The sequence below is a fragment of the Sinorhizobium sp. genome (assembly GCF_059070375.1).
In genome coordinates this window covers 574,638-590,443 of record NZ_JCACWC010000002.1, presented here as the reverse complement: position 1 = coordinate 590,443, position 15,806 = coordinate 574,638, and the positions used below count along the sequence as shown (strand labels likewise).

Genomic DNA, 15,806 nt, shown 5'->3' with positions numbered 1-15,806 from the left:
AAAAGATGGACGCGATCCCCAAAACCGAGCGACGGAAGCAATCCCTGTCAGCCGTCCTGTCGACCTATGGACCGGGTCTCCTGGTGACGGCCGCCGTCGCCATGGCTGCCCAGTTCCTGTCGGAGCATTACGGGGCGCCGGCGATGCTGATGGCGCTGCTGCTGGGGATCGCCCTCCACTTCCTGGCGGAAGAAGGACGTTGCGTCGCGGGCATCGAGCTTTCGGCAAAGCTGATCTTGAGGATCGGTGTGGCGCTGCTCGGCATGCGCATCAGCGTCGATCTTCTGATCGGCCTCGGCGCCGGCACCATTCTGCTGCTCGTCTCGGCGATCGTGGCAACCATCCTGTTCGGCCTCCTGGCCGCCCGCCTGCTTGGCCGGGGCTGGCGTCTCGCCCTTCTCACCAGTGGCGCGGTTGCCATTTGCGGCGCTTCGGCCGCCATGGCCATCGCCGCCGTGCTGCCCCGCAACGAATTTTCCGAGCGCAATCTGATCTTCACCGTGCTGTCGGTGACCGTGCTCAGCACGCTTGCGATGATCGGCTATCCGATCGTCGCCGAGTATCTCGGGCTTGACGGCCAAGCCACAGGCATCTTTTTCGGCGGCACGATCCATGATGTCGCCCAGGTGGTGGGAGCCGGCTTTTCGGTCTCTCCGGAGGCGGGCGAGACCGCGACGCTCGTCAAGCTCATCCGGGTGACGATGCTGGCGCCGGTGGTCCTGATCTTTTCCCTCGCCCTGCGCGGCGTTCCGCAGGAGGGCGCGTCCATCGGAAAGCGCGCGCCGCTCGTGCCGGGCTTCGTCCTGGCGTTCCTCGTTCTCGCGGGGTTCAATTCCGCCGGGCTGGTGCCGGTGCTCGCAAGCGAGATCGGGATGGCCATATCCAGATGGGCGCTGCTGGCGGGCATCGTGGCGGTCGGCATGAAGACGTCGCTGCGCCGCGTCCTCGAAGTCGGCGGAGATGCCGTTGCGCTGGTCGTGGCCGAAACGCTGTTCATCGCCGTCTTCATACTCGCCGGCATGTACTATCTGGGACACAGCTGATGAAACCTCTCGATCGCATCATCAACGCCGCCAGGAAAGCGCCGCGGCACATCGTCCTTCCGGAAGGCGAGGACCCGCGGATCGTCGCCGGCGCCGTGCAGGCGAGGCGGGAAGGCGTGGCGGAGATTACGCTGGTCGGAAACCGCGAGGTGATTGCGCAGAGGCTCGCAGCCCTGGACGCAATTCCGCGGGAATTCCGGATCGAGGACCCGGCGTGCTCTCCGCTTACCGATGATTTCGCGACCGCCTATCTCGAGCACAGAAGGAGCAAAGGCGTCGACGAGACCGCGGCTCGGGCCGCCGTCCTGTCACCGCTGACCTTCGCCGCGATGATGGTGCGCGAAGGAATGGCCGATGGGACTGTCGGCGGCGCGGTCGCAACCACCGCAGACACCGTTCGTGCCGCATTGCAGGTGATCGGCAGGGCGCCCGGCGTCGGGCTCGTCTCCAGTTTCTTCCTCATGATGCTTTGCGAGCCCCATCACGCCAGGAAGGGGGCCTTCGTCTTTGCCGATTGCGGACTGGTCGTGGACCCGGACGCAGCCGGTCTCGCCGACATCGCGCGCATGTCGGCCAAGTCCTTTGAGAGGCTTGCCGGAGAACGGGCAAAAGTCGCGATGCTCTCCTTCTCGACAGGCGGCAGCGCCGCTCACGAGCGCGTTTCGAAGGTCGTCGAGGCGACCGGCATGGCGCGGCGCGCCGAGCCCGATCTTATCATCGACGGCGAATTGCAGTTCGACAGCGCCTTCGTCGAGGCCGTCTGTCTGACCAAGGCGCCGCATTCGGCGCTGCGCGGGGAGGCCAACGTCTTCGTGTTTCCGAACCTCGACGCTGCCAATATCGGCTACAAGATCGCCCAGCGGATCGGCGGCGCGACGGCAATAGGCCCGATCCTCCAAGGGCTTTCACGGCCCGCCAACGACCTTTCGCGCGGCTGCAGTGCGGCCGACGTCTTCCATATGATTGCCGTGACCGTGGTTCAGGCCGCCTGACGCCAGTTTCGCCGCGCCCGTCCATCTCAAGGCTCCACAAAAAATCACAAATCGCAAATTAATCGCGTGCGTGGTGTCGGTTCAAGGAGAGGGCGAAATGCAGGGCCGTCTGATGCACCAAAAGCGGGCTGCGAGATTGCGGCCGCCGTGACACCAAGGGGAGGTCATCCCCCTAACAGCAATGACGGGCACCGCGGAAGGGGACAATCTTGTGCCCATCAAGGCCAGTTGCTGGGCAAATGCGTCCGCGTTCGGCCCGAAGCGGATTTCTGCTGAGACAGGAAACGGGTGGCGACCGGCCTGAGGGCGCAATAGCCATCTCCTGCATCATTAACAGGAGATAAAAATGGAACTGGCTAACAAGACCTTGATCGTGACCGGAGCCAGCAGTGGTATCGGAGCAGCCGCCGCCAGATTGTTTGCATCCGAGGGGGCAAATGTCGTTCTGGCCGCGCGACGATCTGATGAACTTCAATCGGTTGCCGAGGACATCACCAGAGGCGGCGGCAGCGTCGTGTACCGTGCGGGTGATGTACTGGATGAAGCCTATGCAGGTGTGCTGACCGAGTTGGCCCTGGAGCGTTTCGGCAGCCTGCATGGGGCCTTCAACAACGCAGGCGTGGTGGGTGACATGGTGGCGGTACCTGACATGTCCATTGACAACTGGAACAGAGTAATCTCGACAAACCTAACCAGCGCCTTCTGGGCGGCCAAGGCGCAGGTTCCGGTTCTGAAGGAGCAAGGCGGCGGCTCTATTGTCTTCACGTCCTCTTTCGTCGGGTTCAGCAACGGCGGCCTACCAGGCATGGCAGCCTATGCCGCGTCCAAGGCAGGGTTGAATGGGCTTGTCCAATCGCTTGCCGCTGAGCATGCCAGAGAGGGCATCCGTGTCAACGCGCTGCTGCCCGGAGGGACAGTCACCCCGGCAGGTGGCGAAGGTAATCCTGAAGCTTTAAAGTTCGTCTCTGACCTGCACCCCATAAAGAGAATGGCTTCGGCTTTGGAGATCGCTCAAGCCGCACTCTTTCTTCTCTCGGATCGGTCCCAGTTCATGACTGGTAGTCCCATGATCGTTGACGGGGGCATGTCGGTCCGCCTCTTATAGTTCACAGGATCGGGTGTCGCAGTGCCGGGAGCATCTGCGACACCAAGAGGACCCATTGCGGTCACTGGATCGGACTGGCCGCTATTGGGCAGGCGAGTCGGAGAGCTGCCCCTGATTGGCGGCAAAGTCCCCGGCGCACAGTTCACGAATTTCGGCAGATTTGAGCCCATCCGACTTCCTCAAAGTCGGACCAGCAACCTATCCAGCGCTTCGCCTACAAGGGCGGGAACGGCCGCCGGATCGTCAAGGTATGCGGCTTCGAGCAAGCCGTCTGATACGGCGACAAGCAACGAGGCAGTAACGGAAGGGGTCGGATCGCCGTCGGCCTGAAGGAGGTCCCGTAGGACACCGTAATACCAGGCGCGCCGCGCTTCAATGGCTTGCCGCACGGGACTTTTAGGGGCTGGATATTCGGCCGCCGCGTTGAGAAACGGGCATCCACGCCAACCTCCCGCGACCACGGCCTCGCTGATGCGCCCCATGATAGCGGCGATCCTGTCCCGTGGAGGCTGCTTCGGCAGCGCTGCGACTGCCGCCCGCCCAAGCCGGTCCTGCTCCTCGATATAGGCGAGGACGAGGTCATCCTTCGATGGGAAGTAATTGTAGAACGTCGCCTTGGCCACGCCCGCCTCCGCGATGATGCGGTCGATGCCGACTGCACGAATGCCCTCGGTATAGAAAAGACCAGTGGCGGTATCGAGCAAGCGGCGGCGTGCGGCGCTTGCCTTGGAATCGGTCGGCGACATGGCTTTCTTCATGCGGTTGACTCTAACAGACAGGTCTGTATACTGCAACTAGACAGACCTGTCTGACTAGGAGGAGATTATGCAAACGATCGAGACAGCCGACATCATGCGCAGGTTCAACCAGGCGTTCCGCGATCACAAGCCCGCTATCCTCAAAGACCTGATCGCCCCGGACTGCGTGATGGAGTCCATTCAGCCCGCACCCAATGGAACGCGATACGAAGGCTATGACGCCTGCCTCGCGTTTTGGGAGGTTCTGGCCGCCGACAGGACTGCTCACTTCGACGTCGAAGACACGATCGCAATAGGCGACCGGGCGATCATCCGCTGGCGTTTTAACTTCGGCTCCGGGGGTTCGCTCCGGGGCATCAACCTGATGCACGTCCGGGACGGCTTGATCGTCGAGGCGCTGGGTTATTCAAAAATTCCCGGCCAGTCGGCGCCGCTTCCTGAGTGACAGCAACAACCCATCCACACGTTTCAGGGAGCAAAGCTCATGATTATCATAGCCGGCTATACCCGGACCGACGCTGAGAAGCGGGACGGCTCCGTGGAAGCCTTCAAGAGTATGGTCGAACGCGCGAGAGCCTATGACGGCTGTGTCGACTTCTCGATAAGCGCGGACGCGGTCGATCCGGAGCGCGTCAATCTCTTCGAGTGCTGGCGCGATCAGGCCACGCTAGACGCCTGGCGCAAGGTCGCGAGGGGAGGTCCGCGCGGAAAACCCCGGGAGGTGGCCGTAAGCCTTTATCGCACCAACAAGTCCGAAAAGCCTTTCTAGGCCCTGATCTCAAGAGGTAAAAAGATGACCACCGATAGCGAAACTACCCGCGAAATCGTGAAACGCTTCCATAACGCGTTTGAGAAGCACCGCCCGGAAGACCTCGATGATCTGATTGGTGAGGGCTGCGTCCTTGAGAACACGGCGCCCGCACCGGATGGCGCACGCTACATAGGGCGTGAAGCTTGCCTCGACTTCTGGAAGGGGATTGCATCCTCTGCGAACCTCGTCTTCGAAGCCGAGGAGATTTGGGCCAGCGAGGATCGGGGGATCATCCGATGGCGGCTTCGTTGGGGCGATAGCCCGGCGGACCGGGTTCGAGGGGTAAACATCATGCGCGTTCGGGACGGAAAGATCGTTGAAGGTCGAGGATACGTAAAGGGATAAAGCATCAGGGCCGAAGTCAGCGCGCCGGATCGTAATTGGAAAGGGCGGCTTTCGCTGGCTACTCGGGAGCGGACTGTCCGCTATCGGGCCGGGTGGCGGCACTCCGAACGGCGACAATGAAGGTCGCTTGCCGAACGGCAGCTATCGGTTGGGCATATTCCAGGACCGGACAGTCCGCAGTCGGCCCTATTTTGGTCATCGCCACCATGTTCGAGATCACCGCTTTTGGCGCATTCCGGTCGAGCTTCTGCGGTCCCAACTGGACATTAGTCTGTTTTGGACAGCAACCAGCCCATGCAAACCAAGGCTTTCCGGCACCAAAACCCACAAGGGTTCAAGTGGGACATCGCAACTGGCTTACGGTGTCATTCTCCCTCTACATGAGCCGATCCCTGCATTGTAGTTGCACCCGACGCTTCCCGTTCGCGACGTCTCTTGCGGCGAGCCACAAATATTGCAACATTGTTCACATGTCCAAGTTGCCGAACACCCGAGCGCTCGCGCCCCGCCGCCACGAAGAAATATTGAGGCGCGTCGTTTCCGAAGGTTCGGTGAGCATTGCCGAGCTTGCCGCCTATTTCGACGTCTCGCGCGAAACGATCCGCCGGGACATGAAGTTGCTCGCTGACCGCGGCCAGCTCGATGTCGTGCATGGGGGCGCCACACTGTTCGAAGCAACCGAGCCGGCGCTGGTCTTGCGAAGCGGGGAAAACGCCGCCGCGAAGGCAGCGATCGGCCGGAGGGCGGCCGAACTGGTGAAGGACGGCATGGTCGTCTTTCTCGACTCCGGCACGACGACGCTGGCCGTCGCGCACGCGTTGAGCGGTCCGCGTGACCTGACCATCTGCACCACCGGCCTCGCCATCGCGCTGCACATGTGCCGCCAGCCGCAAGTCCGGGTGCACATGCTGGGTGGCGAGATCGATCCTGCCGAGGAGGCGGCAGTGGGCCTCGACGCGCTGGAAGCAATAGGACGCTTCCGAGTGGACATCGCCTTTCTCGGCGGGGAGGGCTTTCTCCTGACGGCGAGGTTACCGACTTCACCCGCAACGGCGCCGAGCAGCGCTCGCGGATGATCGCCATGGCGGGCAAGGCCTACTTCGTCCTCGACAGTTCGAAATTCGGGCGGCTGACACCCCTTCGAATACCCGGGTTTCATCAGGCGACCGGTGTGATCGTGGATAGGCCGCCGCCCCCTACGATCTCTGAAGCACTCGAGCGAAAAGGCCCGCGCGTCATCGTCGCCACCGCATGATGTTGCATTTTGTTGCATCTATTGTTGCTTTTTGTGATTCCCTGGCTATGCTGACTCCAGTCCATTGGGAGGTCGGTTCATGGCGCAGGAATTTCCAACACAGGCGCGGGTCGTCATCATCGGCGGCGGCATCATAGGCTGCTCGGTCGCCTATCATCTCACAAGGCTCGGCTGGACCGACGTGGTCCTGCTGGAGCAGGGGCAGCTCAGCGGAGGAACCACCTGGCACGCGGCCGGCCTTGTTGGGCAGTTGCGCAGCCATGCCAACATGACCGGCCTCATCCGATATTCGACGCAGCTCTACAGCGAGCTGGAGGCGGAGACGGGCCTTGCGACGGGCTGGAAGAATTGCGGCTCGCTCGCAGTGGCGCGCACGAACGATCGCATGACCGTGCTGAAGCGGACCGCAGCATCGGCGCGGGCGCAAGGGGTTGCCGTCGAGGTGATCTCACCGCGGGAAGCCGCCGATCTCTGGCCGGTGATGGCGATGGACGATCTCGTAGGAGCCGTCTGGCTTCCCGGAGACGGCAAGGCCAATCCGACGGACCTCACCCAGTCGCTGGCGAAGGGGGCGCGCAACCGCGGCGCCCGCATTATCGAGCGCGTGCGCGTGACGGGCATCACGGTTAAGGACGGGACGGTCCGTGGCGTCGAGACCGATGGGGGGAATATCGCCGCCGAAATCGTCGTCAATTGCGCCGGCCAGTGGGCGCGCAAGGTCGGGCTGATGTGCGGCGTGACGGTCCCTCTGCACTCGGCCGAGCACATGTATATAGTCACCGGAAAGATCGAGGGGGTGCATCCCGACCTGCCGGTGCTGCGCGACCCGGACGGCTACATCTATTTCAAGGAGGAAGTCGGCGGTCTCGTCATGGGCGGCTTCGAACCGGAAGCCAAGCCCTGGGGCATGAACGGCATTCCAGACGATTTCGAATTCGCCTTGCTTGCAGATGACTGGGACCAGTTCGAGATCCTGATGCAGAACGCGCTGGTGCGCGTGCCGCAGCTCGAAACGGCCGAGGTCAGAAAATTCTACAATGGGCCGGAGAGCTTCACGCCGGACAATAATTTCATTCTCGGAGAGGCACCGGAACTGCGGAATTTCTATGTAGGAGCAGGGTTCAATTCCATGGGCATCGCCAGCGCCGGCGGCGCCGGGCGGGCTCTTGCCGAGTGGATCGTCAACGGTGCGCCGACAATGGATCTCTGGCCGGTCGACATTCGCCGCTTCGCGAGCTTCAACAACAATCCGCGCTGGCTGCACGACCGGGTGAAGGAAACGCTCGGACTGCACTATGCCATGCCATGGCCGAACCGCGAGCTGCACACAGCGCGGCCCTTCCGGCGCTCGCCGCTCTACGACCGGCTTGCCTCCAAGGGCGCATGCTTCGGCTCGAAGATGGGTTGGGAGCGCGCGAACTGGTTTGCCGAAGCAGGCCAAACACCGGAAACGGACTATGCCTTCGGTCGGCAGAATTGGCATCGGGCGGTAAAGCGAGAGATGAACGCGGCGCGACAAGCTGCTGGGATATTTGATCAAACTTCATTTGCCAAATTTCTCGTGCAGGGGCCCGACGCAGCGAAGGCGCTCAACCGCATCTGCGCCGCGGACGTCGATGTCGAGGTTGGCCGGTCGGTCTATACGGGCATGCTCAACGAACGGGGCGGCTATGAAAGCGACTTGACGGTGATGCGGCTCGCCGTCGACCGGTTCCTCATCGTCACCGGATCCGCGCAGGCGGTGCACGACGCCGACTGGATCCGCAGGAACACCTCACCGGACGCCCGCGTCACCCTCACCGACGTGACCTCGGCTTACGCGGTGCTGGCCCTGATGGGACCGAACGCACGCGACATACTCGGGCGGATCACGTCCGCCGACCTCTCGAATGCAGGCTTTCCCTTTGCGACCATCCGCGAGATCGACATCGGCTATGCGACGGCCTACGCCAACCGAATGACCTATGTCGGCGAACTCGGCTGGGAACTGATCGTGCCCAGTGAATTTGCCGTGGGCGTTTACGAGGCATTACACCAGGCGGGGCGCGATCTCGGGCTCGTCGATTGCGGCTATTACGCTCTCGAGGCGCTCCGCATCGAGAAAGGCTTTCGCGCCTGGAGCCGCGAATTGACGCCTGACATCAATCCTCACGAAGCGGGGCTCGCCTTCGCCGTATCGTTCGACAAGCCGGGCGGATTCATCGGCCGCGAGGCGTTGATCCGGGCAAAGCAGGTCGGCGCCCCCGTCAGACGCATCGTGCAGTTCACCTTGGATGATCCCGAGCCGATGCTTTGGGGCGGGGAACTCATCCTGCGTGACGGCAAACCTGTCGGCGAAGTCCGCTCAGCCGCCTATGGCCACACGCTTGGACGTTCCGTTGCGCTCGGCCTCATAGAGCATGGAGAAGGGGTCGACCGCGAGTTCATCGCAAGCGGGAGTTTCCAGATCGACCTTGCCGGTGAGCGTCACCCGGCGACCGCCCACCTGAAGTGCCCCTACGATCCGAAGTCAGAACGCGTACGGGCGGATGCCGGGGAGCCGCGAGCCGCCGCCTGAAGCGGGTAGCTCCATTCACCTCTCCGCCAGCGAGCGGGCAATTTCGAAGAAGGCGCGCACGAGCTTTCCGCCGCTGCGCTCCTTCAGGCAGATCAATGCCTCGTCCATCAGCATTTCGGCGCCGACGATCTCGATCGGCGCGAGACGTCCGTCCCGGCCGAATTCCGCGGCTGAGACGAAGCCCACCCCGGCACCGGCCGCGACGATCTCCCGCACCGCCTCCCGGCCCTCCGCTTCGATGGCCGGCTTCAGGACGACGCCTGCGGCGGCCGCGAAATCCTCGAGCTTCTGCCGCGTCTTCGAACCGCGTTCCCGCATCACCAGCGGCTGGCCCGAGAGTTCCTCGAGGCTGACGGTGCTTCGCCGGGCGATCGGATGTTCGCTCGACGCGAAAGCGATGATCGGCGTCGAGTTCAGCTTGACGATGTCGAACTCACGGCTCTCGGGAACCTCGCCGAGCACGCCGATGTCGGCCTCGTAGGAATAGAGGCTGGTGATGACCGTTTCCGTGTTGCCGGCCCTGAGCGAGATCTGAACCGACGGATATTTCTGACGAAAGGCCGCAAGGATGTGAAGCAGATGGTGGGCGGCGTCGGCGACGATGCGAAGCGTGCCGGCCCGCAACGCGCGCGATTCCGATAGCAGATCGAGCGCCTGCTGCTCGGTGTCGAACATGCGTCGGGTGATCTCCAACAGCTGGTGACCGGCCTGGGTCAGCGTCACCTGCTTCTTGTTCCGGTTGAAGAGGAGCACGTCATATTCCTCTTCCAGTTTGCGGACCTGATCCGACACGGCCGGCTGCGTGAGGAACAGCGCCTCTGCTGCACGGGAGAAGCCTCCACAAACCGCAACATTGTGGAACGCGCGAAGCTGGACGTACCGCATGGCCTCTCCCAATCATAAGCTGACCTGATCAAACGATAGAAACGAACGATTTGATTTATGTAAAGGGAAAAGTGACGGTCGTCGGATCGATATTCCGGAGAGATTGAAGATGGCTCTCGTTACTCTCTCGCTGCATCTGGCCGGCGCGACCGTGCTGCTGCTCTACGCGGTGCATCTCGTCCGCAGCGGCGTCGAGAACGCCTATGGCACGTCGTTGAAGCGTGTGCTGGCGAGGGGAGGGAAGCCCCGCATTTACGCCGCCGCGAGCGGCACGGTCCTTGCGGTCCTGCTGCAGAGCTCGACCGCCGTGGCGATGCTCGCCTCCGGTCTTTCGGCAAGCGGCTATCTTACCCTCAACACCAGCCTTGCCGTTCTGTTGGGAGCGGATTTCGGCTCGGCGCTGGTGGTTCGCGTTCTTTCCTTCGACCTGCGCTGGCTGTCGCCGCTCCTGCTTGCGGCCGGCGGACTGCTTTACCTGAAGGGCAGAAGCGACAAGCCCCGCGAGCTCGGCCGCATGCTGCTCGGCATCGGCTTCGTCCTCATGTCGCTGAAGCTGATCGGCGAGGCGACCTTGCCGTTGAAACAGAGCGACGTGTTGCCCGCCATCGTCGGCTATCTCGCGGAGGACCATGTGACGGCCTTCGTGGCGGCGATGCTCTTCACCTGGATCGTGCATTCGAGCGTCGCGGTCCTGATCCTCATCCTGGGTTTCGCCGCGCAGGGGCTTCTGCCCGTCGAGGCAGGCCTGCCGCTGATTCTCGGCGCCAATCTCGGCAGCGGGTTGATCGCCATGTGGCTGACGCGCGGATTTTCAGCCGAGACGCGGCGCGTCGCGGCCGGCAATCTCCTCTTCCGGGCCTCCGGCGCCTTGATCGCCTTGCCGGCGATCGGCCCCTTGTCGGCAGAACTTCGACATCTTGGCGCAACCCCGGCGGAGCAGCTCGTCCATTTTCATCTAGCCTTCAACGCCTGCCTCGCGATCTTTTGCCTGCCGCTTTCGCAGCTTGCCGCCGGCGCCGTTACTTCTCTCATCAAATCGGATCTCAAGAGCTCCGAAGACGGCGACACGCTTGCCCGGAGAATCAGTGCGCTGGACCGGACTCTGCTCGACAGCCCCGACACGGCCCTCGCCGCCGCGACGCGCGAGGTGCTGTTCATGGGCGAGGTGGTCGAGCGGATGCTCTGTCCGGTGATGGAGCTCCTGGAGCATCCGAGCCCGGCGAAGATCGAGGAAATCCGCCGGCTCGACGGATATGTCAATCGCGCCCACCGCGACATCAAGCTCTATCTCGCAGCCATCCATCGCGGCGTGCTCGACGAGCGTCAGTCGCGGCGGGGTGTAGAACTCATCGACATCGCCATCAATCTCGAACATGCCGGCGACATCGTGTCCAAGACCCTGGTCGAAATCGCTCGCGACAAGCTGGAGAACGGCAACAAGTTCTCCGACGAGGGCTGGACCGAGCTCAAGGTGCTTCACGCCAGCGTGCGCGACAACATGCGTCTCGCTTTCAACCTGCTGGTGTCGGATGACCCGGCGATGGCGCGAAAGCTCGTCCGGGAGAAGGAGCGGGTACGCGCGCTCGTACGGGAAAGTCACGAACGGCATCTGGCGAGATTGCGGGCAGGGCGCCCGGAAAGCGTCGAGTCCAGCAACATGCACCTCGAAGTCGCACGGGCGCTCAAAGAGGTGAACTCCCTTCTCGCCACGCTCGCCTATCCAATCCTGAAACAGCGGGGGGATCTGCTCGAGAGCCGTCTTGCGCTTGTCAAAGGTTGATAAGCCAAATCTATGAATGAATATGAAATATCGATTTTACAGATACATATGGGATCGCCATCCTCGCCCATGTCCCGGCAGTTCTCAAAGGAGAGAAACCAGATGCCCGCAGATTCAAAGACGAATGAAGTTCTCGAAGCGCCGAGATTGCGCGAGCCGTACCTGCTGACGCCTGGGCCGTTGACCACCGCCTTTTCCGTAAAGGAGGCGATGCTGCGCGACTGGGGGTCCTGGGACGGCGACTTCCGGGGCATGACGGCCGAGTTGCGTCGCGAACTGCTTGCGATTGCGGGAGACGAAAGCGGCGAATACGACTGCGTCCCCATGCAGGGGAGCGGCTCCTTCTCGGTGGAAGCCACGCTCGGCAGCTTCATTCCCCGCGACGGCAAGGTTCTGGTGTTGATGAACGGGGCCTACGGTCAGCGCATCGGCCAGACGCTCAAATATCTCGGCCGCACGCATGTCTCGATCGACAAGGGCGACTATATGCCCCCGCGCGGCAGCGAGGTTGCGGCCGCTCTCGACGCAGATCCGGCAATCACCCATGTCGTGGTCGTCCATTGCGAGACGAGCTCGGGCATTCTCAATCCTCTCAAGGAAATTTCCGAGGCAGTCTACAGTCGCGGCCGCAAGCTGCTGGTCGACAGCATGAGCGCCTTCGGCGCTGTGCCCGCCGGTGTCGATGACTTCCGCTACGAGGCGATCGTTTCCTCCGCCAACAAATGCATCGAAGGCGTTCCGGGTTTCGGTTTCGTCATCGCGCGCAAGTCGGAACTGGAGGCTGCCAAGGATCGCAGCCATTCCTTGAGTCTCGACGTCCATGCGCAATGGGCCTACATGAACAAGACGGGCCAATGGCGCTTTACTCCGCCGACCCATGTCGTCGCCGCCTTTCTCGAGGCGCTGCGGCTGCATCGCAAGGAAGGCGGCGTTGCCGGACGCGGCGCGCGCTACGCGAACAACCGCGACGTCATGGTCGCCGGCATGCGCCAGCTCGGCTTCGAGACACTGCTAGGCGACGAGTGGCTCTCGCCGATTATCGTGACCTTCTTCAGCCCCGCCCATCCGAACTTCAATTTCGAGCGCTTCTACGAATTGATGAAGGCGAGGGGCTTCATCATCTATCCCGGCAAGCTCACCGTCGTCGACAGCTTCCGGATCGGCTGCATCGGCCAGATGGACGCGCAGGTGATGGAAAAGGTGGTTGCCGCCGCCGCCGAGAGCCTTGCGCAAATGGGCGTCGACACCGCCACCCCACCGGCGCTCGCGCTCGCCGAGCGCGCCCGCCTCGCCGCCTGACCGATCCCCCTTCCAGGAGCACAACAGATGAACCAGATGTCCAAGATTTCGGTGACGGTCAATGGCCGCCGCTATCCATGGCCCCGCGTGCCAGCAATTGCGATCTGCCTCGACGGATGCGAGCCCGCCTATCTCGATGCAGCGATCGACGCCGGGCTGATGCCCGCGCTGAAGCGCATCAAGGAACGGGGAGCCGTGCGGTTGGCGCACAGCGTCATCCCGAGTTTTACCAATCCCAACAATCTCTCGATCGCAACCGGCAGCCCGCCGGCGGTCCACGGGATTTGCGGGAACTACCTCTATGAGCCGTCGACGGGCGAAGAGGTGATGATGAACGATCCGAAGTTCCTGCGCGCGCCCACCATTTTCCAGGCCTTCTATGATGCAGGTGCCCGGGTCGCGGTCGTCACGGCGAAGGACAAGCTGCGGGCGCTGCTGGGAAAAGGGCTCCGTTTCGACGAAGAGCGCGCCGTCTGCTTCTCGTCCGAAAAATCGGACAAGGCGACCCGCGCGGAGCACGGGATCGACAATGCTTCCGCCTGGCTCGGCCGGCCGGTTCCCGAGGTCTATTCGGCAGCACTTTCGGAATTCGTCTTCGCTGCGGGCGTCAAGCTGCTCAGGGAGTTTCGCCCCGACATCATGTATCTGACGACGACCGACTATGTTCAGCATAAATATGCCCCCGGCGTTCCCGAAGCCAATTCCTTCTACGAAATGTTCGACCGGTATCTCGCCGAACTGGACGGGCTCGGAGCAGCCATCGTCGTCACTGCCGATCACGGCATGAAGCCGAAGCACAAGGCGGACGGCTCACCCGACGTCATCTATGTTCAGGACCTGCTCGACGAATGGCTCGGCAAGGATGCGGCCCGCGTCATCCTGCCGATCACCGACCCCTATGTCGTGCATCACGGCGCGCTCGGGTCCTTTGCCACCGCCTATCTTCCGGACGGATGCGACCGCGGCGAGATCATGGCAAGGCTGAAAGCGATCCAAGGCATCGACGTCGTGCTCGACCGCTCGGAGGCGTGCCGGCGCTTCGAGCTGCCGGAAGACCGCATCGGCGACATCGTCCTCGTTTCATCCGAAAACAAGACGCTCGGCACCAGCGAGCACCGGCACGACCTGGCCGCACTCGACGAACCGTTGCGCTCCCATGGAGGGCTGACCGAGCAGGAGGTTCCCTTCATCGTCAACCGCGGGCTGCCCGAACTCCCGAACGCGCCCCGTCTTCGCAACTTCGATGCGTTTTTCTACGCGGTCACGGCGGCGGCCGAGGCCGGTGCGGAGGGCGCGCTATGACGAAGGCGGAGGTCACAATCGCAGTGCGCCACGAACCGATGCGCATAGCCGGGCGCCTTATCGACACGGACGATCGCATAGAAGTCCGCTATCCCTGGAACGACACTGTCGTCGGCACCGTACCCGCCGGCCGCGCCGAACACGCAAGAGAAGCCTTTGCGATCGCGGCCGCCTATCAGCCGAAGCTCACGCGCTACGAGCGGCAGAAAATCCTGCTGGCGACCGCCGAGGCACTGGCCGCCCGCAAGGAGGAGATTTCCGACGTCATCACGCTGGAACTCGGCATCTCGAAGGCTGACTCGCTCTATGAAGTCGGGCGCGCCTTCGACGTCTTTACGCTTGCCGGCCAGATGTGCATCCGCGACGACGGCGAGATCTTCTCCTGCGACCTTACGCCCCACGGGAAGGCGCGCAAGATTTTTACGATGCGCGAACCCCTGACCGCAATTTCGGCGATCACCCCGTTCAATCACCCGTTGAACATGGTGGCGCACAAGGTCGCACCGGCGATTGCCACCAATAACTGCGTGGTGGTGAAGCCGACCGAGCTCACGCCGATGACGGCGCTGCTGCTCGCCGACATTCTTTACGAGGCCGGCCTGCCGCCGGAAATGCTTTCGGTCGTCACCGGGTGGCCCGCCGATATCGGCATGGAAATGATCACCAATCCGCATGTCGATCTCGTCACCTTCACGGGCAGCGTTCCTGTCGGGAAATTGATCGCCGCCAACGCGCACTACAAGCGCCAGGTACTCGAACTCGGCGGCAACGACCCGTTGATCATCCTCAACGACCTGTCCGACGACGACCTCGCCAGGGCGGCCGAGCTTGCGGTCGCCGGAGCCACGAAGAATTCCGGCCAGCGCTGCACGGCGGTCAAACGCATTCTCTGCCAGGAGAGCGTCGCGGACCGTTTCGTGCCGATGGTTCTCGAACGGGCGAAGCGCTTGCGTTTCGGGGATCCGATGGACCGCTCTACCGATCTCGGGACCGTCATTCACGAAAAGGCGGCGGCACTTTTCGAAGAGAGGGTGATGCGTGCGGCGGAGGCGGGAGCCGACATTCTCTACCATCCCGGGAGAAGTGGCGCGCTCCTGCCGCCGATCGTCGTCGATCGGGTGCCGCACCAGTCGGACCTCGTGCTGGAGGAGACCTTCGGTCCCATCATACCGATCGTGCGGGTTCCCGACGACGACGAGGCAACGATCGCCCTGTCGAACTCCACGGCCTTCGGCCTCTCCTCCGGCGTCTGCACCAATGATTACCGCAGGATGCAGAAATACATAGCCGGTCTGAAGGTCGGAACGGTCAACATCTGGGAAGTGCCCGGCTATCGGATTGAAATGTCGCCCTTCGGCGGCATCAAGGACTCCGGAAACGGCTACAAGGAAGGCGTGATCGAGGCGATGAAAAGCTTCACCAACGTCAAGACCTTCTCGCTGCCCTGGCCGTAAGACAATCTGCCCCCCAAGTAGCAGCGAAAGGAGCGGCCCGATGGCCGCTCCTTCCATTTCGAGAACCTACGTAAAGCTATATAAGCTGAGACAATACTTATATAAAATAAATAGATTTTACTTATCGATCCATCCCCCGCAGATTTCCCAGGCAGGGTGGATTTCCAGGCGCGCAAGTCGCCGATACCGCCACAAAAGCTTGCCAATTCGAATGCCAACA

Annotated in this window: 13 protein-coding genes and 1 pseudogene; 12 read left to right on the top strand and 2 right to left on the bottom strand. The window is 62.5% G+C overall.

Annotation, left to right across the window (positions count from 1 at the left end; genetic code table 11):
- Positions 1 to 5: 5 nt before the first annotated feature.
- The 3 genes from AC5J09_RS07315 (at position 6) to AC5J09_RS07305 (ending at position 3,140) form a co-directional block, all read left to right on the top strand.
- Entirely contained in the window at positions 6 to 1,043 is a 1,038-nt protein-coding gene (locus tag AC5J09_RS07315; RefSeq protein WP_494297262.1) for a YeiH family protein, read from the top strand.
- Entirely contained in the window at positions 1,043 to 2,035 is a 993-nt protein-coding gene (gene pta / locus AC5J09_RS07310) for a phosphate acetyltransferase (protein WP_494297261.1), read from the top strand. Before AC5J09_RS07315 ends, pta begins: the two co-directional genes overlap by 1 nt.
- 346 nt (positions 2,036 to 2,381) lie before the next feature.
- Entirely contained in the window at positions 2,382 to 3,140 is a 759-nt protein-coding gene (locus AC5J09_RS07305) for an SDR family oxidoreductase (RefSeq protein WP_102762615.1), read from the top strand.
- 179 nt (positions 3,141 to 3,319) lie between these two features.
- On the opposite strand, the gene AC5J09_RS07300 is transcribed toward AC5J09_RS07305, so the two are convergent.
- Entirely contained in the window at positions 3,320 to 3,898 is a 579-nt protein-coding gene (locus tag AC5J09_RS07300) for a TetR/AcrR family transcriptional regulator (RefSeq protein ID WP_440853781.1), read from the bottom strand.
- A gap of 67 nt (positions 3,899 to 3,965) precedes the next feature.
- Between AC5J09_RS07300 and AC5J09_RS07295 the strand changes: the two genes are divergently transcribed.
- The 5 genes and pseudogenes from AC5J09_RS07295 (at position 3,966) to AC5J09_RS07275 (ending at position 8,866) form a co-directional block, all read left to right on the top strand.
- On the top strand, positions 3,966 to 4,343 hold the full coding sequence (locus AC5J09_RS07295; protein ID WP_494297258.1) for a nuclear transport factor 2 family protein: 378 nt from the start codon (positions 3,966 to 3,968) through the stop codon (positions 4,341 to 4,343).
- Between the two features lie 39 nt (positions 4,344 to 4,382).
- The gene (locus AC5J09_RS07290; protein WP_018098768.1) at positions 4,383 to 4,667 is read left to right on the top strand and encodes a putative quinol monooxygenase; all 285 of its coding nucleotides are present in this window, start codon (positions 4,383 to 4,385) and stop codon (positions 4,665 to 4,667) included.
- Between the two features lie 24 nt (positions 4,668 to 4,691).
- Positions 4,692 to 5,054, top strand: a complete 363-nt coding sequence (locus AC5J09_RS07285) for a nuclear transport factor 2 family protein (RefSeq protein WP_324763708.1) — start codon at positions 4,692 to 4,694, stop codon at positions 5,052 to 5,054.
- A gap of 116 nt (positions 5,055 to 5,170) precedes the next feature.
- Positions 5,171 to 6,309, top strand: a pseudogene (locus AC5J09_RS07280) (DeoR/GlpR family DNA-binding transcription regulator).
- Positions 6,310 to 6,388: 79 nt separating this feature from the next.
- On the top strand, positions 6,389 to 8,866 hold the full coding sequence (locus AC5J09_RS07275; protein WP_494297257.1) for a GcvT family protein: 2,478 nt from the start codon (positions 6,389 to 6,391) through the stop codon (positions 8,864 to 8,866).
- A 15-nt stretch (positions 8,867 to 8,881) separates the two neighbouring features.
- Here AC5J09_RS07275 and AC5J09_RS07270 read toward each other — a convergent pair whose 3' ends face one another.
- On the bottom strand, positions 8,882 to 9,751 hold the full coding sequence (locus tag AC5J09_RS07270; protein ID WP_494297256.1) for a LysR family transcriptional regulator: 870 nt from the start codon (positions 9,749 to 9,751) through the stop codon (positions 8,882 to 8,884).
- 109 nt (positions 9,752 to 9,860) lie between these two features.
- On the opposite strand from AC5J09_RS07270, the gene AC5J09_RS07265 reads away from it, so the two are divergent.
- The 4 genes from AC5J09_RS07265 to phnY all read left to right on the top strand — a co-directional run bounded on the left by AC5J09_RS07265 (position 9,861) and on the right by phnY (position 15,586).
- On the top strand, positions 9,861 to 11,531 hold the full coding sequence (locus AC5J09_RS07265) for a Na/Pi cotransporter family protein (protein ID WP_494297254.1): 1,671 nt from the start codon (positions 9,861 to 9,863) through the stop codon (positions 11,529 to 11,531).
- A gap of 102 nt (positions 11,532 to 11,633) precedes the next feature.
- A complete protein-coding gene (locus AC5J09_RS07260; protein ID WP_494297253.1) occupies positions 11,634 to 12,830 on the top strand; it encodes a 2-aminoethylphosphonate--pyruvate transaminase in 1,197 nt (398 codons plus the stop codon).
- Between the two features lie 27 nt (positions 12,831 to 12,857).
- Positions 12,858 to 14,132 (top strand): phosphonoacetate hydrolase, encoded by a 1,275-nt coding sequence (gene phnA / locus AC5J09_RS07255; protein WP_100670293.1) that lies wholly within the window; start codon positions 12,858 to 12,860, stop codon positions 14,130 to 14,132.
- The gene (gene phnY, locus AC5J09_RS07250) at positions 14,129 to 15,586 is read left to right on the top strand and encodes a phosphonoacetaldehyde dehydrogenase (RefSeq protein WP_494297252.1); all 1,458 of its coding nucleotides are present in this window, start codon (positions 14,129 to 14,131) and stop codon (positions 15,584 to 15,586) included. The genes phnA and phnY overlap by 4 nt, the downstream gene beginning before the upstream one ends.
- Positions 15,587 to 15,806 lie beyond the last annotated feature (220 nt).